The organism is Aquabacterium sp. A08 (genome assembly GCF_011742065.1).
The window spans coordinates 24876-50491 of the sequence record NZ_JAAQQT010000582.1 but is presented as its reverse complement, the minus strand read 5'-3'; the positions used below and the strand labels follow the sequence as shown (position 1 = coordinate 50491).

Below are 25616 nucleotides of genomic sequence, written 5' to 3'. Positions count from 1 at the left end.
ATCCATGACACGGCTGACCCCCGCCCAGCAGAATGCGCTGTTGAGTGCGCAGGAGGAACTGCAACTCGCCCGCATCGCGCTGGAAGGCGCCGGGCCCCACCGAAGCCTGCTGCGGACCGGGTGGAACACCACTACGTTGCTGGGTGTTGTGCTGATGTCCACCGTGCCCATGGCTGTGCTGCTGATGCTGCACAGGCCGCTGATGACTTTGTGGCACAACCTGCTGCTGTGGTGGGCCGAGCGGCTGGCACTGCCTTTGACGCATGCGGCTGTGGACGGAGAGTCGACACTGGTATGGCTGGCCGGGAGTGCCCACGCGCAGTTGCCCAGCCCCTTGACCGGCACAGTTACAGCCGCCTTGATTGTGGGCGCCTATGTGGCCTCATACGCACTCAGTGACCGACAACTGCCCATCAAGTACGTGGTGCGCTTACTGTGTTTCGTTCAAGCCAGCGCGCTGATCTTCTTCCTGATGGTGCCGTCGCGCTTCGCCCACACGCTTTCCGGGTACTTGTCTGCCACGCTGGACGCAGGCTTTGCCTTGATGTTGGTGTTGCCCGTGCTGCTGGCTTTTGGCTGGGGTGTGCTGCGGGTGCCGACTCATCAGAAGCTGCTCTACCCCGCGTTGCTGGTGGGCTACTTTGTATTGATGGTGCCACACAAGGCGCTGCTGCATTTGCTGATACTGCAACAGTTTTCGGTCTTGTTCATGCCCATCATGTACATCTTTTTCGGCGCCATGCTGGACCTCATGATTTTTGTGGCCCTGTACTCGTGGCTGGCCAGCATGGCACCCGCGGATGCGATCTCGAACGAGGTGAAAACATGATGCATTGGCGTCACTCAAAAGTTCTGAGCTGGTGGACGCTGGCGGTTGTGCTTGCCCTGTGCAGCGCGTGGGCGATTGGACGCGTCTTGTCCAGCGAAAACAACGGAACCGTGGTGCTGCTTTTGCCTGATGCAAGCGCCCGCAATCTTCCGGTGGCCCAAGCCTGGCAGGACGCAGCACAAGAGGAAGGCCTCTCAATCACTACAATGACCGACGACGAGTTCATGCGGTTTGGTGGCAATCGGCGCCATATCGCCGGTGTGCTGTTGCCCGACTCCGTCCACCGGGAGGCCTCCGACCTCCTGATCACCCAGCTGTACGACTACGTGCATGGCGGGGGGCGGTTGTTTCTCACGTTCGACGCAGGCGTAACCGCTCAGCACCAGGACGGCTATGTAGGCCAGGAGTCGCGGCTGTCGCGATTGGTTGGCGTACGCTACGCCATGTACCAGGATCTGCGCGAGAGCACCTATGCCGTGGACAGGGTGCTGGGCAGCCGCGCCGCAGAACAGCACCTCGGCCTGCAGCCGGGCAAGCTGGACTTCAAGCACTCGGTGCTGCCCCCCTTGGGCGAGCTGACGACCTACGGCTACCAGAAACTCCGCTATCCGCAGTTTCAGACCCAGGTCACTGCAGCAAACGAAACGCGCGTGCTGCTGCAGTCGCCCACCGGCACGGTGGTGGTAGCGCAGCGCCGCTTCGGTGACGGCGAGGTTCTGTTTGTCAATTTGCCCCTGGGCTACCTCAAAACCCGCACAGACGGCTACCTGCTACACAGACTGCTGAACCACTTCGCTGTTGGAATGCTGCTTCAACCCCGCCTGGCACCGGTTCCTCAGGGTATGGGGGGCATGATCCTGAACCTGCACATCGACTCAAACGCAGCGCACCAGCCGCTGCTGGAACTTGAACGGGACGGCTGGTTTGGCGGTGGCCCCTACTCGCTGCACTTCACGGCAGGTCCGGACACGTATGCGCATGGCGACCGGATGGGTCTGAACCTGGACAACAACCGCGAGATGCAGGCGTTCATCAAGCGACAACTCGCCCGCGGACACGAGATAGGAAACCACGGTGGCTGGGGCCACAACATCTTCGGCGACAACGCGAACGCCAGCAACCAAGATGAATACCAGCCCTATCTGGTGCGAAACCACGACAGTGTGTCCCACATCATGCAGCAGCCCGCGCGCAGCTATTCAGCACCCATGGGCAACCAACCCATCTGGAGCACCCACTGGCTGGAGGAACAAGGCTTCAAGGCCTATTACTTCACTGGTGACAACGGCCTGGGGCCGACCCGTTCTTACTACGAGGGGCACCGGCCGAACTCGCACCTTTGGGCATTTCCAGTGACGAACTTTCACCAGATTGCAACCTTCGAGGAGCTAGACCAGCCGACCTTGCCCCGCAGCGATGAGGACATTGCCCGGTTTCTGGAAGAGCTGGCGAATCATGTGGCAGATACCCGGGTGGCACGGCTGTTCTACTTTCACCCACCGGCTGCGGAGGAGTACGGGCACGTGCTTGACCGCCTGGACCGGCAGACCAAGGCACTGGCAGCCCAAAAACGATTCCGCTGGTACACGATGGAGAAGCTGGCCGACTTCTTGGATCGACGTGAGCTGGTGCAGTGGCAGATCGTTGCGCATCCGGGCAAACGGGAACGGAAACTGGTTGCGAAGACAACAGGCGACCTGCAGGAGATGAGCTGGATCTTTCCGCTGGAGACGGCCAGCGGGTTCGATGTGATTGAGGGCAACGCCACAACGCATCGGGATGCCGCCAATTGGATAGTGACCGCGGACAAGGGTCAAACACTGGTGGTCCAGATCCTGCCGGGCAGCGCTCCTACAGAGGCTTATTGAGCAGCGTGCAAGACGCTGACCAAGTGTGGCTTGAACACAGGGCGACACACAGCAGCTGGAACGAACCAACGGCCTATGTCTGCCAGCGCACCGACGCCTTGACGCCACAGACTTACAAACCCAAGTGTGCATTCAGCGCAAACCGTTCCACCAAAGGAAAGACTCTTATGAAAACTGTTTTCACTGTACGCGTTCTTGGGCTGGCAAGCCTGAGCATATTCACCGTTACTTCAGTGCTGGCGCAGGACGCGAGCCACTACTACGGTGGAGTGGCCGTTGGGAGTTCCCGAACAGACCTCAACGCATCTCGCGTCACAGAGGGCCTGCTGCCAGGCGTGAGTGCATTGACCACGACCACGGACAAAAAAGACACCGCATACAAGCTGTTCGGGGGCTACCAGTTCAATCGCAACATCGCCTTGGAAGGCGGCTACTTCAACCTGGGCAAACAAAGCTTCACCGCGAACACTTCGCCCGCAGGCACGCTGGCTGGAGAAACCAAGGTCCACGGCGTGAACCTGGATCTGGTGGGCACGATGCCGCTGACGCAGCGATTCTCGGCACAGGCGCGTATTGGCGCCCAACACGCCTGGTCACGCAGCAACTTCAGTGGAACCGGGGCTGCCTCAGCGGTGCCAACCAGCAGCAAGAACAACGACACCAACCTCAAAGTGGGTTTGGGCGTGCAGTACGAAATCACCCCGGCTGTGTGGGTGCGGGCCGACGTGGAACGCTACCGAATCAAGGACGCCGTTGGCAGCCACAACAACGTGACCGTGGCGTCCATGAGTCTGGTCATTCCGTTCGGCCGAGTTGCCCGAACTCCAGTGGCGGCAGCGCCTGACTACCCGGTGTACTCAGCCCCGCTGGCTGCGGCGGAACCGCCACCTGCAGCGCCCGCTGTCACGGCGGCACTGCCGCCAGCGCCTGTCGCGCCTGAGATTCAAAGAGTGCGCTTGTCTGCTGACACGCTGTTCGGTTTCGATCAGGCCAACGTTCAACCGGGCCCAGAGCTGGACACCCTCAAGAACCGGGTGGCAAACACGCGTGTTGACTCGATCACGGTAGAGGGACACACAGATCGCATCGGCTCGGCCGCCTACAACCAGATCCTGTCAGTCAAGCGCGCCGAAGCGGTGAAGTCCTATCTGGTTACGCAAGGCGGACAAGACCCCACAAAAATCACTGCACTGGGCAAAGGCGAAAGCCAGCCGGTCACCCAGGTTTCTGACTGCCCCGACTCGATGCCACGCACCCAGCGGATCGCCTGCTTGCAACCGGACCGCCGGGTCGAAGTGGAAGTCACGGGTTCTCGCTAAAAGCAAAGGAAGACTGCCATGACCGAGCAAAACACCAACGCCAAACAAATGGCCAACGCCGCAGGCCAAGCCCTGCAGGAGGGCGCTCCGGCGCTGAAACATGCCGCCGAGCGCATCAGCGACCTGGCCAGTGAGGGCATGGAGGCAATTCGCGATACCTCGCGTCAGTGCCGGAGTCAGCTCATGGACGCATCAAGCAATGCCATTTCACACATCAGGCACCGCCCCGTCCAGTCGATCTTGATTGCGGCATTGCTGGGGGCTACTGCGGTTACCCTCGTCAGCATGTTGCGCCGCCGCCACTGAAGCGACTGTCAGCGCCTGGGGCGGACCCCGGAACCTCAGGCGCTTTCATCACCTTCTGGTTGGTTGTGGAATGCAAACTGGCACTGGCGCAACCTGGCTTTGCTCAAAGCCCGATCGGCCTGTTCCAGAAGCTGTATGGCATTTATTGAGTCACCCTGGCGGTATGTGGTAATGCCCATGCCAGGCATGACTTGGAGATGCAATACGCCGAGTTGGATGGGCTGGGCCATGACCCCGTTGAGCTTCGTGGCCACGCTGCGTACCTGTTCCAGGGTGGTCACGTTGGCCAGCAGGCAAGCGAACTCGTCTCCACCCATGCGCGCAACGGTATCTCCCTCACGCACGGCCTGAGCCAGTCGAGTGGCAATCACTTGCAGCACCCAGTCCCCGATCGCATGGCCATGCCTGTCGTTGACCCGCTTGAAGTGGTGCAGATCGATGAACAACACCGCCAAGAACGAAGCACCTGTGGCTTGGCATGCCATGACCTTCGCCAAGTGGGCCATGAACGTCTGCCGGTTGAGCAACATGGTCAGCGCGTCGTGACTCGCTATGTGCAAGGCTTGGTGCTGCCCTTCGCGGGTTTCCTGCAACGCGGACGTAGCTTGGACCAAGGAAGCCCGGGTCACCGAAAGCTCAAGCTCCAAGCGCTCGGCCCGTTGCTGCTCCTTGAGCAAGCACAAATAAATCCAGTTCAGGGAAGGCGCGGCCCCGTCTCGGCTCGCCGCCTCCACTTTCGCCCATCCGGTGCTGTTGTTTGGCATTGTTTACGGTCAGCAGTTCAGGTCTGTCGGGCAACCGCCCTGGTATGTGGACATCGTAGAGACATCGACCTTGAACTTCGGTACGCTGCCGAACACAGTCAGTTTCGGCGGTTTGAACGCTATGGGTGCAGTTGCTCAGACGCTGGGCAAAGAACCAGCAGGCAGCCCGTGCCCGCGGGATCGACACTGGCTATTGCCGTGACCGTAGACAGAGCGGGATCCTGGCCCTGCAGCACCAAGACCGCCGAACGGGTGGCATTTTCATGCAGGACGAGTGCGAGCAACCGGTGCAAAGCCACACAACTGGGTGCCGTGAGAAAACGATCCAGCCGCTGCCCGATCAAGGCCTCACGCGCCAAGCCGAGTTGTTGTGCACCTTTCGCATTCAGTTCACGCAACTGCGCCAGCGGGTCAACCACCAAATAGGCAACGGGCGCAGCGTCGAATAGCTGCACTTGGCGGGCCAAGGCCGTCTCTAGCTCGGCGCTGGCGGTGCGCAAGTCTTCCGCCTGCAAGTCCAACTCGACCTGGTGCACCTGCAACTCGTGCAGCAGGGCCAGGGCATCGGAAGCGGTTTCAGATGACGACGCGAGGTCGTGAAGCACGCGCAACGCATTGGCCGCGCTGGCGTGGGTGTCGTCCAGCCCCACAGGGCGTGTCAGACTGGACTGTGCCCTGGCGCGCAACTGGACTGGATTGCTGGGCTTGAGCGTGATCGTAGGCATAAGAACCTTCACGGCGGAAAAGTACCGCTCAAGACTGACTATAGCCCTCGCGCAGGCGAAACTCCAGTTCTTTCGACTTGGTGATGTCGACAAACGTAAGCACCGCGCCCTGAATCATGTTGGTGAGCGTTCGGTAGGGCATGATGCGGACCGAGAACCAACGCCCGTTGGAGGTCTCGACTTGTTTCGTACTGGACACCAAGGTACGCAGCGTCTCCTGAACATCGTTGTGGAGCTCAGGGTAGGTAAGCGTACTGGCCAAGTCGCTCAGCGGCCGCCCGATGTCACCGTCGCGCAGATGAAAGATGCTGGTGGCCTGCTCGGTGAAACGCCTCACGTTCAACTCATTGTCCAGAAACAGCGTGGCAATGTCGGTGCTGTTGAGCAGGTTCTGCATGTCGCTTTGCGCGAGCGAGAGGTCGTCAAGCTTGGTCTGCAGCTCTCCGTTGATGGTTTGCAGCTCCTCGTTCATGGACTGCGCCTCTTCCTTGGAGGTGGTCAGCTCCTCGTTGGCCGACTGCAGTTCTTCATTCGCGGATTGCAACGACTCGTTGGCTGCCTGCAGCTCCTCCTGGGAAGCCTGCATTTCCTGGCGCAGTGCACGAATTTCCTCATTGGCCCGCGCCAGAGCTTGCGCCATGGCAACGGCATCGGCAGAGGTATTTGCTGCATGTATGGACCGGCTCCTCTTGGGGACAGCCACTTCCCGGAAAACCACCATGGCCATGCCCTGCAGTGCCTGGGGTTCTTTGACTGCCTGAACAGTGATGTTCAGCACGTGCGAACGGTCCTCGTCCAGCTGCAACCCGGTCAACTCCACGGAGCCGCGCTCTTGCAGCGCCTGGCGCAGTGCCACTGCCAGCTGGGTGCGTATGCCGGGGCGGGCCATCACATGGATATTCCAGTTGGCCTTGCCTGCTGCGGGCTCCAGGTAGCGGCCGGTGCGCCCGCTGATGTAGATGATGTCGCCGGCCGAGTTCACCAGCACAGCGGGTGGAGAAAAGGCCTGCAGCAGCAGCTGGTCGGCCAGGGCCTGTAGGTTGCCTGCGTGCGTGGGGGATTTGGACACAAGGGTCTCCGGCACCGTCTTGCGCGACGGCGAATGGCGATTGATGGGGAAATCGATGACACCCGCACTCGAAGCGTGATCGTTGCGCACGTAAAGCCGCGACTTGGCGTTCAGCGGTGTGAACAACGATTGCGTGCGTCCCACGGTCTCGGAGCCGCCCAGCAGCAGCACACCGTGAGCGCGGAGGCTGAAGTGGAACAACGGCATCAAGCGGTGTTGCAACGCTGCCTTGAAGTAGATCAATACATTGCGACAGGACAGCAGATCGAGCTTGGTGAAGGGGGGATCTAGGATGACATCGTGCTGCGCGAACAACACCATGTCGCGAATGCTTTTGCTGACCTGAAAGCCCCCGTCTTGCTCGGTGAAGAAAAGAGTGCGGCGGCCGGGATCCATGCCATCCAGTGCCTTGGCCGGGTACCAGCCTTTGCGCGCCACGGCGATTGCGTCGGCGCTCAGGTCTGTGGCAAAGATCTGCAAGGTGTGGTGCTCCGCGCCTGGCGTTGCGCGCTGCACCTCCCGAAACACCATGGCCAACGAGTAAGCCTCTTCGCCAGTAGAACAGCCCACCACCCAGGCCCGTAGATGGGTTGCAGCATGGGTTTGCGCCATCAGTTTGGGAAACACCGTTTCCTTCAGATCAAGCCATACCGATGGGTCGCGAAAGAAACTCGTCACACCGATCAGCATTTCGGCAAACAACAGATCAAGCTCGCCTGGGTTGTTTTGCAAGAATGTGACGTAGGTCTCCAAAGAGTCCAGGCCGTGCACCAGCACACGCCGTTCAATCCGGCGCAGCAAGGTGCTCGTCTTGTAAAGCGACAAATCGTGCTTGCAGTGATCACGCAGGAGGCCAAGAATGCTGTCAAGCGCCTGAGGGGCGTGCTTTGGCAGCGGCTCAACGCCCTGGGGAGTCAGCTCTGTCTGGTCGATGGCCGCGCAGATGCGCCGAGGCAGTTCTCTCGGTGGCGCCACGACAAGAGCGCAGCCCGAAGCAATGGCACTTTGGGGCATGGAATTGAATTGTGCGGAACTGGGGTCCTGCGCAAAGGTAAGACCACCTTGGCGCTGGATTGCCTGCAGGCCTCGCGTGCCGTCCGACCCCATGCCAGAGAGAATCACCCCAATCGATTGATCCCGCTGCTCTTGCGCCAGCGAATGAAACAGCACGTCAACAGGCAAGCCCAAGCCTCTGGGCTGGCGCACGCGACTCAGATGCAACCGCCCCTGCGCGAGCGTGAGCTCACGTCCTGGGGGAATGACGTAGACGGTGTTGGGCTCCACCGCCATGGCTTGCGACACTTCACGAACGGGAAGCGTGGTGACTCGCTGCAACAGCGTCGCGAGCATGGCCTCGTGCGTCGGGTCCATGTGCTGCACGACGACGTAGGCCAATCCACTGTCTGCGGTAACGTTGGCAAAAAACTCATCCAGCGCTGCCAACCCGCCTGCCGATGCACCCACCCCGACGATGCGTGTGGCACCTAGCCTGCCATTGTTACGGTAAGCGTTGCTTGGGCCCATGCAATAGGTATGTGGCGTTGTGGACGGAGGGCCCTAGATGGCTATCTTGGCGGGCAACAGCCGATCGTACTCCGTCTTGACGACTTGGTAACACTCGCAGGTACGCCGCTCCAGTCCGGGGCGATCCAATACCGTGATGTGACCACGCGCGTAGCGTATCAAACCGGCGCGCTGCAGCTTCAAGGCACTTTCGGTCACGCCCTCACGGCGCACACCCAGCATGTTCGCAATCAGCTCCTGGGTCATGATCAGCTCGTTGCCATTCAGGCGGTCCAAGCTCATCAACAACCAACGGCACAGTTGCTGGTCAACCGTATGGTGCCGGTTGCATACCGCGGTCTGGGCCATCTGGGTGATCAAGGCCTGGGTATAGCGCATGAGCAGATGGGTCACAGCTGGCAGCGCGTCAAACTCATCCTTGATGGCTTGACCACGCATGCGCAAACCCTTGCCAGAGCTTTGCACCACTGCCCGGCTGGTGGTGGACTCGCCCCCCATGAAAATCGAGATGCCGACCAAACCCTCATTGCCCACTACAGCGATCTCGGCAGAAGCACCGTCCTCCAGCACGTAAAGCAAGGAAACGATGGAATCCAGCGGAAAAAAAACATGTTGCATGGTTCTTCCCGACTCGCAGAGCACCTGCCCTAATGGCAAATCCACCAGTTCCAGTTGTGGCAACCAACGCTGCCAAATGATTTCAGGTAAACAAGCCAGCAACCGGTTGTCCCGGCGGTTGGAGTTGCAATCCATGCGTTTTCTCCCTGTGTATTGCGAAATAAAACGCAACAAGGTCATGAGCAAAATCGCTTTTTATAACGCCCAAAAATGCAACATTAACACTCTGCCGGTGTAGCGTATGTGCGCTGGCGCACCAATCAAAAATGTTACTCCAATTGCGCTGCGCGCGCGAGATGACAGCGCCTGGCGGTTTCTAAGGAAGGTCTGCACAACCACCGCTGACGCGGCCGTTGTCGGTTGATTTTTCAGATGACGACATTTCTGGGTTCATCTGCGGCGATTTCGGGTCGATTTGCGCCCCGTTTGCGGCCCTCTGGCCCATTTCGGGCGCACTCATCCCTGCGCCCCCATGTTCAAAAGCCGTTTGCGCACCATCCACAGGTTGGACAGGGCGAACAGCGTCACCAGGTTGGCCGTGTTCTTGGCCAGCCCACGGTACTTCACCTTCACAAAACCGAACTGCCGCTTGATGACCCGAAACGGGTGCTCCACCTTGGCCCGGATGCGTGCCTTGGTCTGCTCCAGCTTCTCCAGGACGGCACCCATGGGCGTGCTCTTGTCCATGGCCTTGCGCTTGCCCGGCATCATCGCGATATGCCAGTTCACGTCGGGGTGTTGGGCCTGAATTTCTTCGCGCTTGTCCACGCCCCGGTAACCCGAGTCGGCAAAGACATCGGTTTCTTCACCGTGGAGCAAAGCATGGGCCTGTGTGACGTCGTGGGCGTTGGCCGCCGTGGTCGCTACGCTGTGAACCAACCCCGAATCGGCATCGACGCCGGCGTGCGCCTTCATACCGAAGTGCCACTGGTTGCCCTTCTTGGTTTGGTGCATCTCGGGGTCACGCTCCCCATCCTGGTTCTTGGTGGAACTGGGCGCGGCAATCAGCGTGGCATCCACTACCGTGCCCTGCTTGAGCAGCAAGCCCTTGGCTGTCAGCGTGGCGTTGACGGTGGCCAGTATTTGCACGCTCAGATGGTGAGCCTCCAGCAGGTGGCGAAAGCGCAGGATGGTGCTCTCGTCGGGCAGGTGGTCTTCGCCCATGTCGAGCCCCGCAAACTCCCGAAACATCGGGGTGTCGTACAGCGCCTCTTCCATGGCCGGGTCCGACAGGTTGAACCAATGCTGCAAGAAGTGGATGCGCAGCATGGTTTCAACGGGGAACGGTGGGCGGCCACCCTTGGCGCTACGCGCAGGTGCGTGCGGCGTCACCAGCGCCACCAGTTCAGACCAGGGTACCACCAGGCTCATCTCGTCCAAAAACTCGCGCTTGCGCGTGCGCTTGGTCTTGCGCTCGAATCCGGTGCTGCCCAGGCTCATCTGTTTCATGCCGATACTGTCTCACTTCCTATGGTCACCGCCGGGGGTTATGCAGACCTTCCCTAAGATCTTCCAAGCTCTGGCAGAAAGACGGTTTGCTCATTCCCGCCGCGGAGCCAAAACATTCCTGGACACCGAATAGATGTGCCAGACCGCGATGAACATCGCAGCAATTAGCGGACCAAGGATCAAGCCATTCAGGCCAAACAGCGTGATGCCTCCAAGCGTGGCCATCATCACGAGGTAACCAGGCATGCGCGTGTCTCGCCCAACCAGAATGGGGCGCAGAACGTTGTCTAGCAGACCAATCACCAGCGCACCAAAAGCCAGCAAAGCGAGACCTTGCCACAAGGCGCCCGTGGCAAGAAAGTACAGCACCATGGGCAGCCATACCAGCGCTGACCCCAACACGGGAAGAAGCGACAGGAAGGTCATGAGCACACCCCACAGCAGCGCTTCGCCCACGCCAAGAAACCAGAAAGCCAACCCACCAAGGCCCCCTTGAATGACGGCCACCAACAGGCTGCCTTTGACCGTCGCCCGTATGACGGTGGCGAACTTTTCGATCAAGACCTGCTGGTGCGCCGGCGCCAACGAAATCGCCCGCCGCAGTTCCAGCACCGTCTGCTCGCCGTCACGAATCAGGAAGTACGCAAGGTATAGGGTAATGACCAAGCTGACTACAAACCCCAGCGTGTTCTGCCCGATATTGAGAGCGTTCGTCGCTATCCACTGTATGCCCTGCGCAAACCCGGCGTCGAGCCGTTGCTGCAAGGCTTCAACGTCGGCCAGACCAATCCGCTCCAGCACCGCCAATGCCCAGCCAGGCAACATGGCAAACCAGGCGTAAAAGTAGCGCGAGGGTTTCCATTCACCGGACTGTATGCGGGCATAGCCGCCTGAAGCCTCCATGGCGACCAAAGTGGTGACGATGGCAAGGGGCAGCACCACGATGAGCAGTGCCACGCACAGCGTGACCAGAGCTGCCAACGTGCGCTGATACCTTAGACGCGGCAACATCCAGCGAAACAATGGCGAGAACATCAACGCGATGATGATGCTCCACATGATCGAGCCGAAAAAGGGCCGCAGGACCCACGCAAAGGCCAGGGTCGCCCCGGTCAACAGCAGCCACATCGACCCGTTTTGCTGGTGGGACTGCGGGGATGCCCCTGACGGAGGTGGCGGCTGCATACCCCTCGCTTAAAGCCGCCGCCCCTGGATCAACCGAAACAGAATCACCACCACGGCAATCACCAGGAGGATGTGGATGTAGCCCCCCAAGGTGTAGGAAGAAACCAGCCCCAGCAACCACAGGATCACCAGAATAAGTGCGATTGTTCCAAGCATTGCATGTTCCTTTGCATGATCGTGCACTCGTTCAGGTTGCGCCGCATGGCGCACCGCGGTGCTTCGATAGGGAGTCTTGCTGCGCAGGCGGGCGCCGTCTGTGCGCCACGGTACGCAACAGGCAAGTGTTGTCAGGGCCCTCTATGCACATGAGTTGCCCGTTGGCCGCGCTTGGGTGCGGTTGCGCACAGACAGCAGCGCACATCGGCGTAGCCTTGCATCACCTGCTGGCCATGTTGTGTCCCCAAGCCAGAGGAAGACGCGAGACCAGTGTGAGCTGCCACGCGTACCCTGATGCATCACTCAAAAGAGGCTCTTCATGACCATTCGCACTCCCCTTATCGCGGCCGTTGCGGCCCTGGCGTTGCTCACCATGTCTGGTTGCGCGGTCACTCGCGGCCAGGAGACTTTGGGTGCTTATGTGGATGACACCACCATCACGACACGAGTGAAGTCCCGCTTCTTCGAAGACAAGGATGTGGCAGGCTCGTCCATCAGCGTAGAAACACTCAACGGCACGGTGATGTTGTCTGGCTTTGCGAAGAACGCGCTGGAAAAGCAACGCGCGGAAAGCATTGCGCGCTCCGTCAGCGGCGTGCGTGCTGTGAGAAACGAAATCTTGATCCGTCCCTGAACACAGTGCATGGGCAAATGCCCATGCTTTCACATCAAGGGACAAACACCCATGGAATGGAACATGCTGCAAGGCAGCTGGAAACAACTGTCAGGCAAAGCACAGGAACAGTGGGGCAAGCTGACCCGCAACAACCTGTACGTACTGTCTGGCCGCCGAGACCAGCTCGCAGGAAAACTGCAAAAAATTCGCGGTTCGCTCAGCGACAGCGCTGACAAGCTGCCGTCTGCGGAAGCACCCAAAACCGCTCAACGCTGGTTCGAACCCTGAACTGGTCAGGTGTAAAGGCTGCTGCGGCAGCCCCGTCCGCTTCACTGCTTGCCATCTTCCCGGGTAGTCGAGTCCTGCATGTTCTGGCCGGCTTGCTCGATGCTCTTGCCTATCGCGCCAGTGGCCTGATCGACTTTTTCACCCGATTTCTCAATAACTTGATCGATCTGTTTTCCCGCTGCTTCTGCTGGACCTTCGTCTTTTTTCTGGCAACCAGCCAACGCGCCAAGAACGACAAGCATGGCCAGTGTGGCTTTCGTGGTTTTTTTCAGATCAGACATCGTGTTACCTTTGATTCAAACAGTCATCGAAGGGCGCCGCATGGTACGCAGCGCACCCTTTCCCAGCGAAGAGTCACTTGTCAACCTCATGGCCGATCACCCCTCCAATGGCTGCACCCCCCAGAGTGCCTGCAGTGCTGCCCCCTGTCAGGATGGAACCACCAACGGCTCCGACGCCCGCGCCGATGGCGGTGTTTTTTTCTTGCTGAGTCATGCCGGAACAGCCCGCCAACCCCAGAAAAGTGGAGATGACCACTGCGCAGAACACATAGCGCTTGGTTGTTTTCATGGGTAAACCTCTAATACTCTCCAGGATGTTGTCGTAGTGACGAGATGGCACACAATCCAACACCTGCAAGTACAGGCTATCCGCACCGGAGAAGTCCGTCTGTCTGCCACGACACACAGCGCGCGGAGCAAGAACGGGGGCCCTCTGTCAAAGCCAGTACGCCCATAAACGGGCGAAAGCTTCCTTCAAGCGTAGGTCCAACGAACGGCGGCGCCACTGCTCCAAAACGATCGCGTTGGACGCTGCCAGGTCCTTGGCAAACATGGCGTTCACCTGCTGCCCAAACTCCCCCCCCAATACCACCGCATTGAGTTCATGGTTGTGCAAGAAGCTGCGCCAGTCGAGATTGGTTGAACCTACCGTGGCCCATACGCCGTCGATCAAAACCGTCTTGGAATGCAGGATCACCCCGCGCCGCTCGTAGATCTTGACCCCGGCAGTAAGCAAGAGGTCGTAGTAGCCCCGGCCGGCGTGGAAAACGAGCCACGAATCGGTTTGACTGGGCAAGATCAGCTTGACGTCGACGCCGCGCGCCGCAGCGTCCATGAGGGCAGCCAGCAACTGTGGATCGGGTACGAAGTACGCGTTGGTGAGGTACACGCTGCTTTCGGCACTGCCGATCGCAGACAGCAGCGTGGCATAGATCAGGCTGTAGGGTTCTTCGGGTGAACTGGCTATGACCCGCACCACCTGGTGCCCAGCGGGCACGGGTTCGGGAAAGTGATTCAGGGACTGAAGCGGCTCACCCTTCTGCGCCTCCCATGTGGCCAGGAAAAGCTTCTGCAACTCGGCCACGGCAGGACCTTGCAGCTGCAAATCGGTGTCGCGCCAGCTGGCTTCGCCACCCGGCCGCACACGGGACGCCCGGCTGAAAGAACCACCAGAATAGACGCTGCTGATGTTGATGCCGCCGAGGAACGCCGTGCGCCCGTCCACAATCATCAGCTTGCGGTGGTCACGCTGATTGAGCAGCCATTCCGTGCGCACAGCCGCCGGATTGATGGGATTGAACTCGAGCACCTGGATTCCGCTTTCCATCAGACGACGGAAAAAAGTCTCAGAGGTGCCCATGGTGCCCACGCTGTCACGAATCAGGCGCACCTGAACCCCCTGCTGCTGTTTTTCGATCAAGGCCTGTGCAAAACGCTGTCCGACCTCATCGTCCTCAAGGATGTAGGTTTCCATGTGGATGTGGTCCTGTGCCGCGCTGATGGCGGCCAGCATTGCCTGGTAAGTGGATGGGCCGTCTTGCAACAGAAGTACGCGGTTGCCTGTGGTCAAGGGGCTGCCAACCAAGGCTTCTTCCAGGGCCAGATGCCGCGAGAAGATGTCGGTCGGCTGACCGCTTTGGCTGAGTCTGTCCAGAATGGACTTGCTCTGGGCGGCGGACAATGGGCCGCGCGCACCTTCAAGTTGAACCGGCGGACCACGTCGCAAGCCCAAGTCCGGAACGATCACCGGCAGGCTACTGCAGCCCCAAAGAATGGCCAGCCCCAGCAATGCGATTGCTGATACAAGAAGGTGGCGAAATAGACGCATGCAGTCGCAACTTATTCGAAATTTTGCTCAGAGAAGCCACGATCTTCCCGAGCAGCACGGTTCGTCTGTGCGGTGTCGCACGCTACGCCATGGGCGCATCGATGCCGCGGCCATACCGGGCCAAGGGGTCGCAGCGGGGTTCCAGTCAGCTTTTTTTAGGGCGAGACCAGTCCGCCACACTCACTTGACGGGCTCGTGCCACTGTCAATGCACCGGCGGCGGTGTTCTGGGTGACCGTTGAGCCGCCCCCGACCGTACCGCCACTACCCAGTGTCACCGGCGCCACCAGCACGCAGTTGCTGCCAACATGCACGTCGGCTTCAATCACTGTTCGGTGCTTGTGCGCACCATCGTAGTTGGCGGTGATGCTGCCCGCGCCAAAATTCACCCGTTCGCCAACGGTGGCGTCACCCAGGTAGGCCAGGTGGTTGGCTTTGGCACCAGCGGCGAGCGTGGAGTTTTTGACTTCCACGAAGTTGCCAATGTGCACGTCAGCGCCGAGCTGAGCCCCCGGGCGCAGACGGGCAAAGGGACCGATCTGCGCCCCAGTTCCTACGGTCACTCCTGGGCGCTCGCCGTCGATGTGTGTGAATGGGTGTATCACCGTGTCGTCCCCGACGGTGGTATTGGCAATGAAACAGTTGGCACCAATTCGTACTCGGTGACCAAGCGTGACCTGCCCTTCAAATACGCCGTTGATGTCGATTTCGACGTCCTGCCCGCAGCTCAACGTACCACGAACGTCCAGGCGTGCCGGATCTGCCAGGTGCACTCCCTGGGTCATCAAGTCGTCGGCGATGCGTGCCTGGAAGATGCGTTCCAGCTGTGTCAGCTGCTGCTGGGTGTTCACGCCCAACACTTGCGCTGCGTCCTGAATGCGGTGGGCACGTACCGGTACGCCATCTGCCACGGCGAGTTTGACCACATCGGTCAGGTAATACTCGCCCTGAGCGTTGCGGTTGTCCAGGCGGGCCAGCCATGGGCGAAGCAAACGCGTCGGCACAGCCATGATGCCGCTGTAGACCTCGGTAATGTAGCGGTGCGCCGCTGTAGCGTCGGGGTGCTCGACGATGGCGAGCGGCTCGCCATGGCTGTTGCGCACGATGCGGCCATAACCTGTGGAATCTGGAAGGTCGAGGGTGAGCAACGCCAGGGCGTCACCCTGGACCAGCTGTATCAGCGCCTTCAGTGTTTCGGGGCGCGTCAAGGGCACATCGCCCGAAAGAACCAGGGTGATGCCGTCATTGGTCAAATTCGGCATGGCCTGCATGACGGCGTGGCCCGTACCGATCTGCGGCTCCTGGCGAACAAAGTGCAACGCCAGGCCTGCAATGGCCCCAGACAATGCCCGCTCGACCTGCTCGGCTTCATGGCCTGTGACGATGATCGCCTGACGGGCACCGACTTGTGCCGCACATTCAAGCACATGCAGGGCCAAGGCTTTTCCGCCCAAACGGTGCAACACTTTGGGGCGCGCACTTTTCATACGCGTTCCCCTGCCGGCGGCCATTACAACAACATCAACTGGAATGCTCACGGGAAGCTCCTTTTTCCTGAGTACCGCCGTCAAGACGGGAACGTATGAATCAGTGATGCAGCGCCGCATTGAGCTGATTCACAACGATGGCCCAATCGCCGTCCTGATCGATGGCCTCGCGCAAGAATGTTGACTGGGACACACTCCATAAGGCGCGATCCTGCAAGAGCGTGCCGTTGCCCAAGACGGTGTGGCATCGGATGAAGTGGGCAATGGAATGTCGGTCGCTGGATATTCCGAGTTGATCGAACAAATCGGTCAAGTCATGCGTGTGGGGTGTCATACGGTGCGTCGAGTAATTTGCTTGTTGGCGAATGCTCACCCCGCGGCCTCGCCGGGCTGCTTCGCGAATGAGTAGCGGCACTGCAGCCTCTTGGCGCGGTACATGGCCCGGTCAGCACACTTCATCAGCTGTTCGGCGTCGGTGGCCCGCCCGTTGCGGGAGGTCGCAATACCGATGCTGGGCTGCACCTGGAGGCTCAAGCTCCCCAGCTGTACTGGCGCTGCTATGCCCTCGAAGAGCTTGTTCGCTACGCGCGCAATGTGCGCAGATGATGGGGCGTGCGTCAGCAGGCACGCAAATTCGTCTCCCCCTAAACGCGCGGCCAAGTCGTCTGCGCGAATGACTTGGGACAGGCGGGCACCGACGACAGCAAGCAGTTTGTCACCCACACTGTGCCCAAAGGTGTCGTTGATGGACTTGAAGTGGTCTAGGTCGATGAACATCACCGCCAGCCGACCTGTTTTTGCTGCACTGCTGCTCAAGGCAACGGTGAGCCGGTCCAAAAATGCCCTGCGGTTCGGCAGTGCCGTCAGGCCGTCGTGGTTGGCCAGAAACCGGGCAGCGCGTTCACCCTGGAGGGTGTGTTCCAACTGTGCGCGCACCTGTGCCAGCTGACACTGCGACTCTGTCAGCGCCAGTTGCAACTGTTGGCATCGCGTTTGTTCCTTCTGACCATCGCTGTCGGCAAACGGACATGGGGCCAAGGTGGCCGCGATGCCATGCAGGGGCATGGGCGGCTCCGCCACACATGCGTCGCGCAGCGTCACGGCCAGATCTGACCAGGCTATCGAATGTGACATTCAGGACTCTCCTGGACACGACAACCAGCCAATACTGAGCCATCGACGTCCGCCACCCTTTGAGCGGACGCGACAGGACGGCGAAACCAGGCCTCGGTGACTCGCCGTTCCCAATTGAGGATTTGCCGCTCAGCTTCGTCTTGCAGCACGCCGTAGCGCATTTGGATCCGTTCCAACAGCCATTCACGCTGATTGGGGACCGGCCGCACATCGTCATCTATCAGACGGCCCCAGCGTTCCTGTGCTCGCGCTGCGATGTGTGCCCAATTTCCTTGCATGAGGTTCCAGTTCATGGGTGGTCCTTTACATAGCCCCAAAACGGGCTTCGGGTAAGAGATGGGCGGCCGGTGAAACGACCGTCGCCGCCTTGCAATGTCATGCCTGAAACTGAATTGGTCTGTGCGCTAAAGCACGCGACATGGCGTAGGTGCGTTGTCGAACAGACGGTGTCGGGCGCTCACCCCACGATGCGGCAGGCTGTGAAAGACCTGCGCTCCAACCTGATGCGCGCCACACGACTTTGAAAGACCACATGAAAACCTACCTCGCTTGCCTAGGCACCCGCCCCGAAATCATCAAAATGGCTCCGTTGCACCATGAACTGAAGCAACGCGGAAATCGCGTGGTGGTGTTGCACACAGGTCAGCATGAGGCCGTTGCCGAGGAGCTTTACCGCTTCTTCAGCATGGGCCCAGACATTCGCCTGACATCACCGCGGCGCACCAGCCGCCTGGGTGATCTGACTGCGCTGCTGCTCGAAGGGGTTGACCGGGTGGTTTCCGACACGCAGCCTGACGTGGTGCTGGTGCAGGGCGACACGACATCTGCGCTGGTGGGGGCTTTGAGTGGTTATTACCATGACAAGCCAGTTGCGCACGTAGAAGCAGGCCTGCGCACCGGCATGCGCGAACCGTTCCCGGAAGAACAGAACCGGGCACTGATTGCGAGACTTGCGCACTGGCATTTCGCCCCAACACCCGGCACGCGCGAGAACCTCCTGCGCGAAGGCATTGCCGATGCGCGCATTTCGGTGGTGGGCAACACCGTGATCGACGCCGCACGCTGGACGCAGCGGCGCCTGGGTACAGCGAGCTCGACCACGCCCAAGGCCCTGCCCCCAAGCATTGGGGCTTTTCTGGCGGCCCACCCAGACCAAAAGCTGATGCTCGTGACCGCGCACCGCCGGGAAAACTGGGGAACGCCGATTCGCAACATTGCCTCGGCGATAGGGCAATTGCTGGCAGCACACCCGGACCTCATCGTGGTCTGGCCCCTGCACCCCAACCCCGCGGTGCGCAAAGTGGTGGAGCCAGTCATTGCAGCACTGCCCGCTGCCTTGCGCTCACGCGTGTGCCTGACCGAACCGGTGGACTACCCTGCCCTCATCACCCTGTTGCAGCGCTGTCACTTCACCCTCACGGACTCGGGTGGCATACAGGAAGAGGCCTCGGCGCTGGCGCGTCCGGTGCTGATTGCGCGGGACAGCACCGAACGCCAGGAACTGGTACAGGCTGGGGGGGCGGTACTGGTGGGAACCGATATTGAATGCATGGTGAGGCAGGCTTCAAGGCTGCTGAACGATGATGCGGCCTACCGCAGCATGCAACTGAGCCACAGCCCGTTCGGCGATGGCCACGCGGCGAGCCACATTGCGGACCGGCTCACCGCGGACCACTGACGCGGTCCACGGCGGCATAACAGTCGAGCGTCAGGCCACCGCGGCCTGGCGCGCCACCGGCGGGGCCAAAGAGCGGCTGACCTCATCAGCAAAGCGGTTGGCCATTTGTTGTGCCCTGGCCGCTGTACTGCACTCCACCAGCACGCGAACCACCGGCTCGGTGCCAGAAGCCCGGAGCAGAACCCGTCCGTCACCGCCGAGCGCCTGTTCCGCGCGCTGCTGGAAGCTGGACATCCAGGCGCCATCAACCATCGGCGCGCCAGCGGGCAAGGGCACATTGACCAGGCACTGGGCGTTCATGTTCAGGTCTGCACAGAGCTGGGCCAGGCTGCAACGCGAGCGTTTCATTGCTGCCACCACCCGCAACGCCGACATCACGCCGTCACCAGTGCTGTGCCAGTCGAGCCCGATGAGGTGCCCCGATCCCTCGCCTCCCAGGCGCCACCCCCGCTGCCGCAGCAGGTCCAGCACATGGCGGTCACCCACAGCAGAACGGGCAAAGTCCAGCCCTCTGCGAATCAGTGCCAGCTCAAGCCCTTGGTTGCTCATCACCGTACCCACCACCCCGCCCTGCAGGCCGTCATTGATCTGGCCGTCAACGGCCAGAACGTACAGCAGCTCGTCGCCACCGTAGATCCGGCCCTGGGCATCGACCACCACGAGACGGTCACCATCGCCATCTAACGCGACACCAAGGTCTGCATGGTGCGTTTGCACGGCGCGGCTGAGGTGCTTGGGTGCCGTGGCGCCGACCCTGTCGTTGATGTTCTGACCGTCTGGCGAGACGCCGACCGCAACGACGTGTGCGCCCAGTTGCCGAAACACTGCGGGTGCGATGCGGTGACAAGCCCCATGGGCTGCGTCCACCACGACTTTCATTCCACGCAGGTGAACCCCCCGCGGCAGGGCTTGCCTGCAGAATTCGATATAGAGATCAGCCGCTTCGGGCAAGTGAGATACCCGCCCCAATTGGGATGACGGCTTGCAGACCATGGGCTGATCCATGGCTCGTTCGATTTCGGCCTCCAAGTCGTCAGGCAGTTTGTCGCCAGTGCTTGAAAAGAACTTGATGCCATTGTCATCGAAGGGGTTGTGGGAAGCACTCACCACCACACCCGCCTGGTACCCGCGCATGCGGGTCACATAGGCAACGCCTGGTGTCGGCAGTTCTCCGCACATGACGGTATCCACACCGGCAGCTGAAAACCCGGCCTGCAAGGCGGCTTCGAACATGGGGGCCGACCCCCGTGTGTCGGTGCCGACGGCAACCACGGGCCGGGGTTTTCGGCCGCTGTGCCGCCGGCTGAGCAAATGACCGGCAGCGTGTGCCAGCCGCATGATGGTCTGCGGCGTCATGGGCTCGGCACCTACCTGGGCACGCACGCCGTCGGTTCCAAACATTTTCTGCTTTGTCATGGGTTGTCCTCAATGAAAGGGTTTCGCCAAATGACCTGACCACAGGCCAAGACGAGCAGTAACGGTAGGCGCCATCGGGGACCCGGTCTGTGCGCTGGCGAACCGGCGTGCTCACGTGCGCTAGCGCACAGACGGTGCGAGGCCAGAAACACGACCATGGCTTTTTCATCCCTAGGCGACAAGCTCCATGAACCTTGCTCACACCTGTTGGTCAACCCTTGTCTTTGCACTCGCCGCGGCCAGCCCATGGGTTGCACGCGCACAGGACGCTGACGATGCGCCCGAGCCACCCGCTCCGACCGCGGGTATTGAGGCCTACGTCAATACCCAGTCACTGAGCAACGGCTACGAAGACTGGTACGAAACTGGCGTGCGTGGTCACGTCGGCGTGGGCAACCATGTGCTGGGCATGGAGGCGGCCGCCATGAAACGCTTCGGGGAAAACGGGCTCTACGTGGGCTTGTCGGACACCGTGACCATTGACGAGGACTGGTTCGCCACGCTGTCCATCGGCGCGGGTGACGGTGCAAGTTACCTGCCAAGCTACCGCGTTGATGCCTTTATCAACCGCAAGTTACTGGCTGGGCGGCAACTGATTGCAACACTTGGCGCAGGCTATTACCGTGCGCCTGATGACCACGTTGACCGCAACATCAGCCTGGGAGCCACCTACTATTTCGATGCGCCCTGGGTGATTCAAGGCGAGATCCGCTTTAACAACAGCTCGCCGGGCAGCGTGAAAACGCGCCAACAGTTTCTGGCTGCGACCTGGGGGCATGCGGGTAAGACGCAGGTCACCGCGCGCTACGGCTGGGGGGCCGAGGGTTATCAGGCAATTGGCGGCGGTGCTTCGCTGGTCAACTTCGACAGCCGACAGTCACAGCTCAGTTTTCGTCACTGGCTTGGACCGAGATGGGGCATCACAGCGGCACTGGAGCGCTACAGCAACCCCTATTACGTTCGCAAAGGCGCAACACTGGCTCTGTTTTGGGAACTGCCTTAGCCCCCCAATGCACCGTCATGGGTTCGTTTGCGCACAGACGTTCACGCCGAAGTGGAGCCGAATGGCAACCGGTTCCCGCGCTGGCCGATCACCCGCTGGCACCTGTCGCGCGTAGTAGCGCTTTGCTCTGATCCACCAGGAGTGACAACGATGTCTCTTTTCGCACAACCCCCGAATGTCATCACACAACGGCGCCCCGCGCGTCGGCTTGAAGCCGAATCGGCGAACTCGACACCAAGCCGTTCGGCCACGACGCCAGACGACGCCAAAACGGCTCGCGCCCCGCGACAGATTCTCCATCTGCGCCACACCGCCCCGCCGGACACCTCGGTATCAGAAGAGCCCGCTCGCTGAGCCCCCATACGCAACCCAACCAGGAGCTGATCATGCCCGGTCAAACCATGCCCCACTCCCGTGTTCCTCGCTGGAGCACCTCGTCCCTGGGGCACCCTGCGGATATCTCACCTCGCGAATACTCGGCCCTGAGCGAGCACCTGAACCTGTGCCAGGGCTTGCGCAGCACCTGGCTCGCCTGGCGCGGTGGTGTGGATTCCCTGCAGGCTCTTCTGGCAGCGCGTGTGGTAACGGCTGCTGCGGTGATATCGCTGCTTGCGCTGGTTGTTTGGCTGGTGCGCTAGGGCATGGCGGCCAAGCGGCTGCGAAGCCTACGCGACCACGCGGACTGGATTCCTCAGGATATCGCCCGCGTTCTGGAGGCACGCAGCGGCAAGGCGATGGAACCGATTCGTGCTGAACTGTTTGGACCAGAACGCTTTGGACAACACGGCCGCAGTCTGGGCGCGTCACATCGCGCGCGCAAGGTCACTTAAACCCAGGTTACGTTCTACCCCAGGCTGCAATACACGCCAAGCTGGAGTCCACTGTGAGGTATCTGGGTATCGAAGTCGATGACGCCCTTGAAATATCCGAGCAGACAGAAATTTGACGATGGCGTTGATGGCACCACTGCCACGGACACTGGGAGCCGACCCCAAGAGGTGCCATAGGCAGTCGGATTGGACCGGGGTTCTTTTCCCATGCGGCACCAGTCGTGCAGGCTTGCCGCGCGCCGAAGTCCGTCCGCCGCAGTTTGCTGGGCACGAAACCAAGCCAGAACGGCTGATGACTTTCAGTACGGCTTATCGGGTCCGCGATTTCCGACGAAGAATGACTACGGTTGCAATGGTAATGACGAGGTAGTTGGTGACCATGAACCACGGGGGTGTTCCAGGCGATGCCATCGAACCTCCAATAGGTCACCGGATAGAAAACCGGGGATGGATAGAAGTCGGCCGAGTGCGTGAACACGTCGATCAGCACACGGGACCACCAGCCCTACAGCGGCAGCCAGAAGCGGCCCAAGGTAAAGACAGAGTACCCCTGTTACGGCCCCCGCCACCAGCGCGCAGTGCATCACGCAATGCTGGTGGTGTGGGTGGTGGCAGCCCGCCCACATGCCCGTGCGCACCCCGATCGCCAGCGCACACAGGCTGAGCTGTTTAAGGGAGCCTAAGTCGGGCTACGAAGTCGAGCGGTCAGGACGCCGACCACACAACTGCCACTTGGGCTTTGTTCGCCAGTTCCAGCATGTTCACAAGCGGCACCAGTCGTTGTGACAGCCGGACATCGGGGTTTTCATCGTCCTGCTCGGCGAGCTGTTCCGTCGCATATGTGTCTTCCCGCAAACCCAAGTCATTGTCTTCACGCCAGGCATGCTGCAGGATGTCGATGGCCCAAGGCAGCTGATCTGGGCTGATCACACCCTCTGGCGTTAGGTCTTTACCTATCAGCCGCAGCGCACCCTGGGCATCGGCAACCAGCATGACGAGATCGGCCGTGGCCTGGGATTTGAATCGGTACAACATGGGCAGCTTTCAGTCGGAGTGACTGAGGCAGTGGACGATCGGTTCATCGCACATCACAGTGTCCACAGCAGTAATTACCAGCGTACGCCAACCGGCCGCGTTGTGCAAACCAGATGGTCAAACGGGACGCGATGAGGAAACCAGTGGGTTCGCCAGCGCACAGACGCGCCGGGTGGTGGGCCTCACTGTGCGGCCATGGGTCCCGTGCAGACATGGCCCTGCGGTGCCATCCCCGTGGTGTGCGCCGCCCCTCCACCGCCAACGAAAGCCTCTCACGAAAACCGTTACCCAACGCCTCTCCATCCTCCTGATCGCTGCGGCCTCCGCTGCAGCCGTGCTCACCGCTGTGTCCGGCTGCGCCTCCACTTCAACCCAGGAAAGCACCGGCCAGTACATGGACGACACCGCCATCACCGCCAAGGTTAAGACGGCCATCTTCAACGACGCGGCGCTCAAGTCGGCCGAAATCAACGTCGAGACCTTCAAAGGCGTCGTCCAGCTCAGCGGCTTCGTCAACTCGGCCACCGACATCCAGCATGCGGTGAAACTGGTGCAGACCATCAGTGGTGTGCGTGCGGTGCGCAACGACATGCGCCTGAAGTGAACCGGCGTGCAGACCATGCCGCTCTTGCAACCATCCGGAGGCCTCTCATGATCTCACCACACCACCCCTTAGCGCGCCGCATCCACGGGGTTGCCGCGCTCGTCCTATCACTGGGCCTGGTGGCCTGTGCCGGCATGTCGGAACAGGACAAGAACACCGCTATCGGCGCGGGCGTCGGTGCCGTCAGCGGCTCCGTGCTGACCGGCGGTGGCACCCTTGGCACGCTCGGTGGCGCCGCCATCGGCGGCGTGATCGGCAGTCAGATCGAAGAAAAGAAGTGAGCCGGCCGTCCCCGCTCCATCCACGAAAGTCCGTCATGAACACCACCGTCCAATCCATCGGCGACGACGCCTCGAACCTGGCCCATGAGGCCGCCCTGAGCACCGAGCAGGCCATCCGGTCCACGCAGCACCTGGCCCAGCAGGGGCTCGATGGTCTGGGCACGGCCCGCGCCCATACCGGTGCCGCCTTGCAGCAGCTGCGCGAAAAGTCTTCGCACGCGCGCCAGGCCACCGCCGACTACATCCAGCACGAGCCGATCAAGTCCGTGCTGATCGCGGCCGCAGTGGGCGCGGGACTCATGGGCCTGCTGGCGCTGTTCAGTCGCCATCGGGGCGGCGGTCACTGTTCCACGGCGCACAGGCACATGATCCATCCCGTGTTCCGCCTCGCCGCGGCGCAACCCATGCTGCTGGCAGGGCATGTGGGGGCCTATGCCGGGCTGGCGTCGGAAGATCTGCTCATCGGCGCGGCCGCCGTGCAGCGGCGCCTGCTGTGGCAGCTCGCCAGCGCCTTGAGTCTGGCCGTCGCGGTAGTGCTGGCCGGGGTGGCTTTGCTGCTCTGGTCTGCGCGGGCGCCGGGTACAGCACCGGCCGCGTGGCTGTTCGTGACCACGCCGCTGCTGCCCGCGGTCGTGGGGCAGTGGGCGGGTTGGCGAGCACAGGCCCACCGCAGTGGCGAGCCGTTCGCCCGGCTGCGCACACAGCTGGCCGAAGACGCGGACCTGCTGGCCCGCCACACCACACCATGAACACGCCCGCACCGGTTGCCCGGACCCTGCCCACCAGCAGCGCCCAGCTGCGCCTGGCCCAGAGCCGGGCACAGATAGCCCTCTGGCTGGAACAAGGCCTTCAGGCGCCTGCTGCGTCGTCGTCACTGGACTGTGCCGTGCGCAGCGCACTGCCGCTGCTGGGCAGCCTGCGCGCCCACCCGGGCACTGCCGTGGTGCTCGGCGCACTGGCACAGGCGTGGCTGCGCTCGGGCCGCTCGTCCCACGCCGGGGACAGCGCCCTGCGCCCGCTGGACGTCGCTCTCTCGCTCGCCCGCCGCCATCCCAGGATCACCCTGGTGACGGTGGGCTTCACCGGTCTGGCCCTATGGTGGTGGAACCGTTCGTCCCACCACCTTCCGCCACGCTGAACCCCACTCACCCCCCACAAGGAACCACCATGCTGTACACCATCGCCGTCGTTCTGCTCGTCCTCTGGCTGCTGGGTCTGGTCACCGCCACCACCCTGGGCGGTTTCATCCACATCCTGCTGGTGATCGCCGTCGTCATGGTGTTGCTGCGCCTGATTCAGGGACGCGGGCCGCTGTGACCATCTT

Annotated in this window: 29 protein-coding genes and 1 pseudogene; 14 read left to right on the top strand and 16 right to left on the bottom strand. The window is 61.2% G+C overall.

The window, feature by feature from the left end; translation table 11 throughout:
- Positions 1-4: 4 nt before the first annotated feature.
- From HA630_RS07360 to HA630_RS07345, 4 genes are all read left to right on the top strand, one after another.
- The gene (locus HA630_RS07360) at positions 5-829 is read left to right on the top strand and encodes a hypothetical protein (protein WP_208300006.1); all 825 of its coding nucleotides are present in this window, start codon (positions 5-7) and stop codon (positions 827-829) included.
- A complete protein-coding gene (locus HA630_RS07355; RefSeq protein ID WP_166833742.1) occupies positions 826-2697 on the top strand; it encodes a polysaccharide deacetylase family protein in 1872 nt (623 codons plus the stop codon). Before HA630_RS07360 ends, HA630_RS07355 begins: the two co-directional genes overlap by 4 nt.
- Positions 2698-2864: 167 nt before the next feature.
- On the top strand, positions 2865-4016 hold the full coding sequence (locus HA630_RS07350) for an outer membrane beta-barrel protein (protein WP_166833740.1): 1152 nt from the start codon (positions 2865-2867) through the stop codon (positions 4014-4016).
- An 18-nt stretch (positions 4017-4034) separates the two neighbouring features.
- Positions 4035-4322 (top strand): hypothetical protein, encoded by a 288-nt coding sequence (locus tag HA630_RS07345; protein ID WP_166833738.1) that lies wholly within the window; start codon positions 4035-4037, stop codon positions 4320-4322.
- Between the two features lie 35 nt (positions 4323-4357).
- On the opposite strand, the gene HA630_RS07340 is transcribed toward HA630_RS07345, so the two are convergent.
- The 7 genes from HA630_RS07340 to HA630_RS07310 form a co-directional block, all read right to left on the bottom strand.
- Positions 4358-5086 (bottom strand): GGDEF domain-containing protein, encoded by a 729-nt coding sequence (locus tag HA630_RS07340; protein ID WP_166833736.1) that lies wholly within the window; start codon positions 5084-5086, stop codon positions 4358-4360.
- Between the two features lie 119 nt (positions 5087-5205).
- Positions 5206-5811: a PAS domain-containing protein gene (locus HA630_RS07335; protein ID WP_208300005.1), complete on the bottom strand. Its 606-nt coding sequence runs from the start codon at positions 5809-5811 to the stop codon at positions 5206-5208.
- Positions 5812-5839: 28 nt separating this feature from the next.
- Complete coding sequence (locus HA630_RS07330) at positions 5840-8404, bottom strand: chemotaxis protein CheB (protein WP_166833732.1); 2565 nt, start codon at positions 8402-8404, stop codon at positions 5840-5842.
- Positions 8405-8437: 33 nt separating this feature from the next.
- Positions 8438-9157: a Crp/Fnr family transcriptional regulator gene (locus HA630_RS07325; RefSeq protein ID WP_166833730.1), complete on the bottom strand. Its 720-nt coding sequence runs from the start codon at positions 9155-9157 to the stop codon at positions 8438-8440.
- A gap of 321 nt (positions 9158-9478) precedes the next feature.
- Complete coding sequence (locus HA630_RS07320) at positions 9479-10471, bottom strand: IS5 family transposase (RefSeq protein WP_166833728.1); 993 nt, start codon at positions 10469-10471, stop codon at positions 9479-9481.
- A 90-nt stretch (positions 10472-10561) separates the two neighbouring features.
- Positions 10562-11599, bottom strand: coding sequence for an AI-2E family transporter (locus HA630_RS07315; protein ID WP_243855391.1), 1038 nt, complete (start codon positions 11597-11599; stop codon positions 10562-10564).
- Positions 11600-11665: 66 nt separating this feature from the next.
- Positions 11666-11812: a lmo0937 family membrane protein gene (locus HA630_RS07310; RefSeq protein ID WP_166833724.1), complete on the bottom strand. Its 147-nt coding sequence runs from the start codon at positions 11810-11812 to the stop codon at positions 11666-11668.
- 319 nt (positions 11813-12131) lie between these two features.
- Here HA630_RS07310 and HA630_RS07305 point away from each other — a divergent pair, with 319 nt between their 5' ends.
- Together HA630_RS07305 and HA630_RS07300 are read left to right on the top strand one after the other, a co-directional pair.
- Positions 12132-12446 carry a BON domain-containing protein gene (locus HA630_RS07305; protein ID WP_166833722.1) on the top strand — a complete coding sequence of 105 codons (315 nt, stop codon included), beginning with the start codon at positions 12132-12134 and terminating at the stop codon, positions 12444-12446.
- A 51-nt stretch (positions 12447-12497) separates the two neighbouring features.
- Entirely contained in the window at positions 12498-12716 is a 219-nt protein-coding gene (locus HA630_RS07300; RefSeq protein ID WP_166833720.1) for a CsbD family protein, read from the top strand.
- A 41-nt stretch (positions 12717-12757) separates the two neighbouring features.
- Here the strand turns inward: HA630_RS07300 and HA630_RS07295 are convergent, their stop codons facing one another.
- The 7 genes from HA630_RS07295 to HA630_RS07265 form a co-directional block, all read right to left on the bottom strand.
- Positions 12758-12997, bottom strand: coding sequence for a hypothetical protein (locus HA630_RS07295; RefSeq protein WP_166833718.1), 240 nt, complete (start codon positions 12995-12997; stop codon positions 12758-12760).
- Positions 12998-13070: 73 nt separating this feature from the next.
- Positions 13071-13286 (bottom strand): glycine zipper 2TM domain-containing protein, encoded by a 216-nt coding sequence (locus HA630_RS07290; RefSeq protein ID WP_166833716.1) that lies wholly within the window; start codon positions 13284-13286, stop codon positions 13071-13073.
- A gap of 147 nt (positions 13287-13433) precedes the next feature.
- Positions 13434-14825 carry a cardiolipin synthase gene (cls, locus tag HA630_RS07285; protein WP_166833714.1) on the bottom strand — a complete coding sequence of 464 codons (1392 nt, stop codon included), beginning with the start codon at positions 14823-14825 and terminating at the stop codon, positions 13434-13436.
- A gap of 145 nt (positions 14826-14970) precedes the next feature.
- Complete coding sequence (gene glmU / locus HA630_RS07280) at positions 14971-16335, bottom strand: bifunctional UDP-N-acetylglucosamine diphosphorylase/glucosamine-1-phosphate N-acetyltransferase GlmU (RefSeq protein WP_166833764.1); 1365 nt, start codon at positions 16333-16335, stop codon at positions 14971-14973.
- Between the two features lie 76 nt (positions 16336-16411).
- Positions 16412-16645, bottom strand: a complete 234-nt coding sequence (locus tag HA630_RS07275) for a DUF2789 family protein (protein WP_166833762.1) — start codon at positions 16643-16645, stop codon at positions 16412-16414.
- Positions 16646-16680: 35 nt separating this feature from the next.
- Positions 16681-17445 (bottom strand): GGDEF domain-containing protein, encoded by a 765-nt coding sequence (locus HA630_RS07270; protein WP_208300004.1) that lies wholly within the window; start codon positions 17443-17445, stop codon positions 16681-16683.
- Positions 17430-17738, bottom strand: a complete 309-nt coding sequence (locus tag HA630_RS07265; RefSeq protein WP_208300003.1) for a general stress protein CsbD — start codon at positions 17736-17738, stop codon at positions 17430-17432. The genes HA630_RS07270 and HA630_RS07265 overlap by 16 nt, the downstream gene beginning before the upstream one ends.
- Positions 17739-17977: 239 nt before the next feature.
- Between HA630_RS07265 and wecB the strand changes: the two genes are divergently transcribed.
- Entirely contained in the window at positions 17978-19123 is a 1146-nt protein-coding gene (wecB, locus tag HA630_RS07260) for a non-hydrolyzing UDP-N-acetylglucosamine 2-epimerase (RefSeq protein ID WP_166833710.1), read from the top strand.
- A gap of 30 nt (positions 19124-19153) precedes the next feature.
- Here wecB and glmM read toward each other — a convergent pair whose 3' ends face one another.
- Entirely contained in the window at positions 19154-20539 is a 1386-nt protein-coding gene (gene glmM, locus HA630_RS07255; RefSeq protein ID WP_243855389.1) for a phosphoglucosamine mutase, read from the bottom strand.
- A 187-nt stretch (positions 20540-20726) separates the two neighbouring features.
- Between glmM and HA630_RS07250 the strand changes: the two genes are divergently transcribed.
- Together HA630_RS07250 and HA630_RS23505 are read left to right on the top strand one after the other, a co-directional pair.
- A complete protein-coding gene (locus HA630_RS07250; protein ID WP_166833709.1) occupies positions 20727-21542 on the top strand; it encodes a YaiO family outer membrane beta-barrel protein in 816 nt (271 codons plus the stop codon).
- Positions 21543-22404: 862 nt separating this feature from the next.
- Positions 22405-22488 (top strand): annotated as a pseudogene (locus HA630_RS23505) (integrase); the annotation flags it as partial.
- A gap of 589 nt (positions 22489-23077) precedes the next feature.
- Here HA630_RS23505 and HA630_RS07240 read toward each other — a convergent pair.
- Positions 23078-23407: a DUF1840 domain-containing protein gene (locus HA630_RS07240; RefSeq protein WP_166833707.1), complete on the bottom strand. Its 330-nt coding sequence runs from the start codon at positions 23405-23407 to the stop codon at positions 23078-23080.
- Between the two features lie 301 nt (positions 23408-23708).
- Here HA630_RS07240 and HA630_RS07235 point away from each other — a divergent pair, with 301 nt between their 5' ends.
- From HA630_RS07235 to HA630_RS07215, 5 genes are read left to right on the top strand one after another with little or no spacing between them, the layout of a single operon-like run.
- Entirely contained in the window at positions 23709-24011 is a 303-nt protein-coding gene (locus HA630_RS07235; protein ID WP_371809224.1) for a BON domain-containing protein, read from the top strand.
- Between the two features lie 47 nt (positions 24012-24058).
- Complete coding sequence (locus HA630_RS07230) at positions 24059-24292, top strand: glycine zipper 2TM domain-containing protein (RefSeq protein WP_166833706.1); 234 nt, start codon at positions 24059-24061, stop codon at positions 24290-24292.
- A gap of 35 nt (positions 24293-24327) precedes the next feature.
- Positions 24328-25041, top strand: coding sequence for a YqjD family protein (locus HA630_RS07225; RefSeq protein WP_166833704.1), 714 nt, complete (start codon positions 24328-24330; stop codon positions 25039-25041).
- Positions 25038-25430 carry a hypothetical protein gene (locus tag HA630_RS07220; protein WP_166833703.1) on the top strand — a complete coding sequence of 131 codons (393 nt, stop codon included), beginning with the start codon at positions 25038-25040 and terminating at the stop codon, positions 25428-25430. Before HA630_RS07225 ends, HA630_RS07220 begins: the two co-directional genes overlap by 4 nt.
- A gap of 29 nt (positions 25431-25459) precedes the next feature.
- Positions 25460-25609 (top strand): lmo0937 family membrane protein, encoded by a 150-nt coding sequence (locus HA630_RS07215; protein WP_166833701.1) that lies wholly within the window; start codon positions 25460-25462, stop codon positions 25607-25609.
- Positions 25610-25616 lie beyond the last annotated feature (7 nt).

Bases quoted from the DNA above. Each gene is read 5' to 3' on its own strand.
- HA630_RS07360 (WP_208300006.1), top strand. From the start codon at position 5: ATGACACGGCTGACCCCCGCCCAGCAGAATGCGCTGTTGAGTGCGCAG.
- HA630_RS07355 (WP_166833742.1), top strand. From the start codon at position 826: ATGATGCATTGGCGTCACTCAAAAGTTCTGAGCTGGTGGACGCTGGCG.
- HA630_RS07350 (WP_166833740.1), top strand. From the start codon at position 2,865: ATGAAAACTGTTTTCACTGTACGCGTTCTTGGGCTGGCAAGCCTGAGC.
- HA630_RS07345 (WP_166833738.1), top strand. From the start codon at position 4,035: ATGACCGAGCAAAACACCAACGCCAAACAAATGGCCAACGCCGCAGGC.
- HA630_RS07340 (WP_166833736.1), bottom strand. From the start codon at position 5,086: ATGCCAAACAACAGCACCGGATGGGCGAAAGTGGAGGCGGCGAGCCGA.
- HA630_RS07335 (WP_208300005.1), bottom strand. From the start codon at position 5,811: ATGCCTACGATCACGCTCAAGCCCAGCAATCCAGTCCAGTTGCGCGCC.
- HA630_RS07330 (WP_166833732.1), bottom strand. From the start codon at position 8,404: ATGGGCCCAAGCAACGCTTACCGTAACAATGGCAGGCTAGGTGCCACA.
- HA630_RS07325 (WP_166833730.1), bottom strand. From the start codon at position 9,157: ATGGATTGCAACTCCAACCGCCGGGACAACCGGTTGCTGGCTTGTTTA.
- HA630_RS07320 (WP_166833728.1), bottom strand. From the start codon at position 10,471: ATGAAACAGATGAGCCTGGGCAGCACCGGATTCGAGCGCAAGACCAAG.
- HA630_RS07315 (WP_243855391.1), bottom strand. From the start codon at position 11,599: ATGTGGCTGCTGTTGACCGGGGCGACCCTGGCCTTTGCGTGGGTCCTG.
- HA630_RS07310 (WP_166833724.1), bottom strand. From the start codon at position 11,812: ATGCTTGGAACAATCGCACTTATTCTGGTGATCCTGTGGTTGCTGGGG.
- HA630_RS07305 (WP_166833722.1), top strand. From the start codon at position 12,132: ATGACCATTCGCACTCCCCTTATCGCGGCCGTTGCGGCCCTGGCGTTG.
- HA630_RS07300 (WP_166833720.1), top strand. From the start codon at position 12,498: ATGGAATGGAACATGCTGCAAGGCAGCTGGAAACAACTGTCAGGCAAA.
- HA630_RS07295 (WP_166833718.1), bottom strand. From the start codon at position 12,997: ATGTCTGATCTGAAAAAAACCACGAAAGCCACACTGGCCATGCTTGTC.
- HA630_RS07290 (WP_166833716.1), bottom strand. From the start codon at position 13,286: ATGAAAACAACCAAGCGCTATGTGTTCTGCGCAGTGGTCATCTCCACT.
- cls (WP_166833714.1), bottom strand. From the start codon at position 14,825: ATGCGTCTATTTCGCCACCTTCTTGTATCAGCAATCGCATTGCTGGGG.
- glmU (WP_166833764.1), bottom strand. From the start codon at position 16,335: ATGGCCGCCGGCAGGGGAACGCGTATGAAAAGTGCGCGCCCCAAAGTG.
- HA630_RS07275 (WP_166833762.1), bottom strand. From the start codon at position 16,645: ATGACACCCCACACGCATGACTTGACCGATTTGTTCGATCAACTCGGA.
- HA630_RS07270 (WP_208300004.1), bottom strand. From the start codon at position 17,445: ATGTCACATTCGATAGCCTGGTCAGATCTGGCCGTGACGCTGCGCGAC.
- HA630_RS07265 (WP_208300003.1), bottom strand. From the start codon at position 17,738: ATGAACTGGAACCTCATGCAAGGAAATTGGGCACACATCGCAGCGCGA.
- wecB (WP_166833710.1), top strand. From the start codon at position 17,978: ATGAAAACCTACCTCGCTTGCCTAGGCACCCGCCCCGAAATCATCAAA.
- glmM (WP_243855389.1), bottom strand. From the start codon at position 20,539: ATGACAAAGCAGAAAATGTTTGGAACCGACGGCGTGCGTGCCCAGGTA.
- HA630_RS07250 (WP_166833709.1), top strand. From the start codon at position 20,727: ATGAACCTTGCTCACACCTGTTGGTCAACCCTTGTCTTTGCACTCGCC.
- HA630_RS07240 (WP_166833707.1), bottom strand. From the start codon at position 23,407: ATGTTGTACCGATTCAAATCCCAGGCCACGGCCGATCTCGTCATGCTG.
- HA630_RS07230 (WP_166833706.1), top strand. From the start codon at position 24,059: ATGATCTCACCACACCACCCCTTAGCGCGCCGCATCCACGGGGTTGCC.
- HA630_RS07225 (WP_166833704.1), top strand. From the start codon at position 24,328: ATGAACACCACCGTCCAATCCATCGGCGACGACGCCTCGAACCTGGCC.
- HA630_RS07220 (WP_166833703.1), top strand. From the start codon at position 25,038: ATGAACACGCCCGCACCGGTTGCCCGGACCCTGCCCACCAGCAGCGCC.
- HA630_RS07215 (WP_166833701.1), top strand. From the start codon at position 25,460: ATGCTGTACACCATCGCCGTCGTTCTGCTCGTCCTCTGGCTGCTGGGT.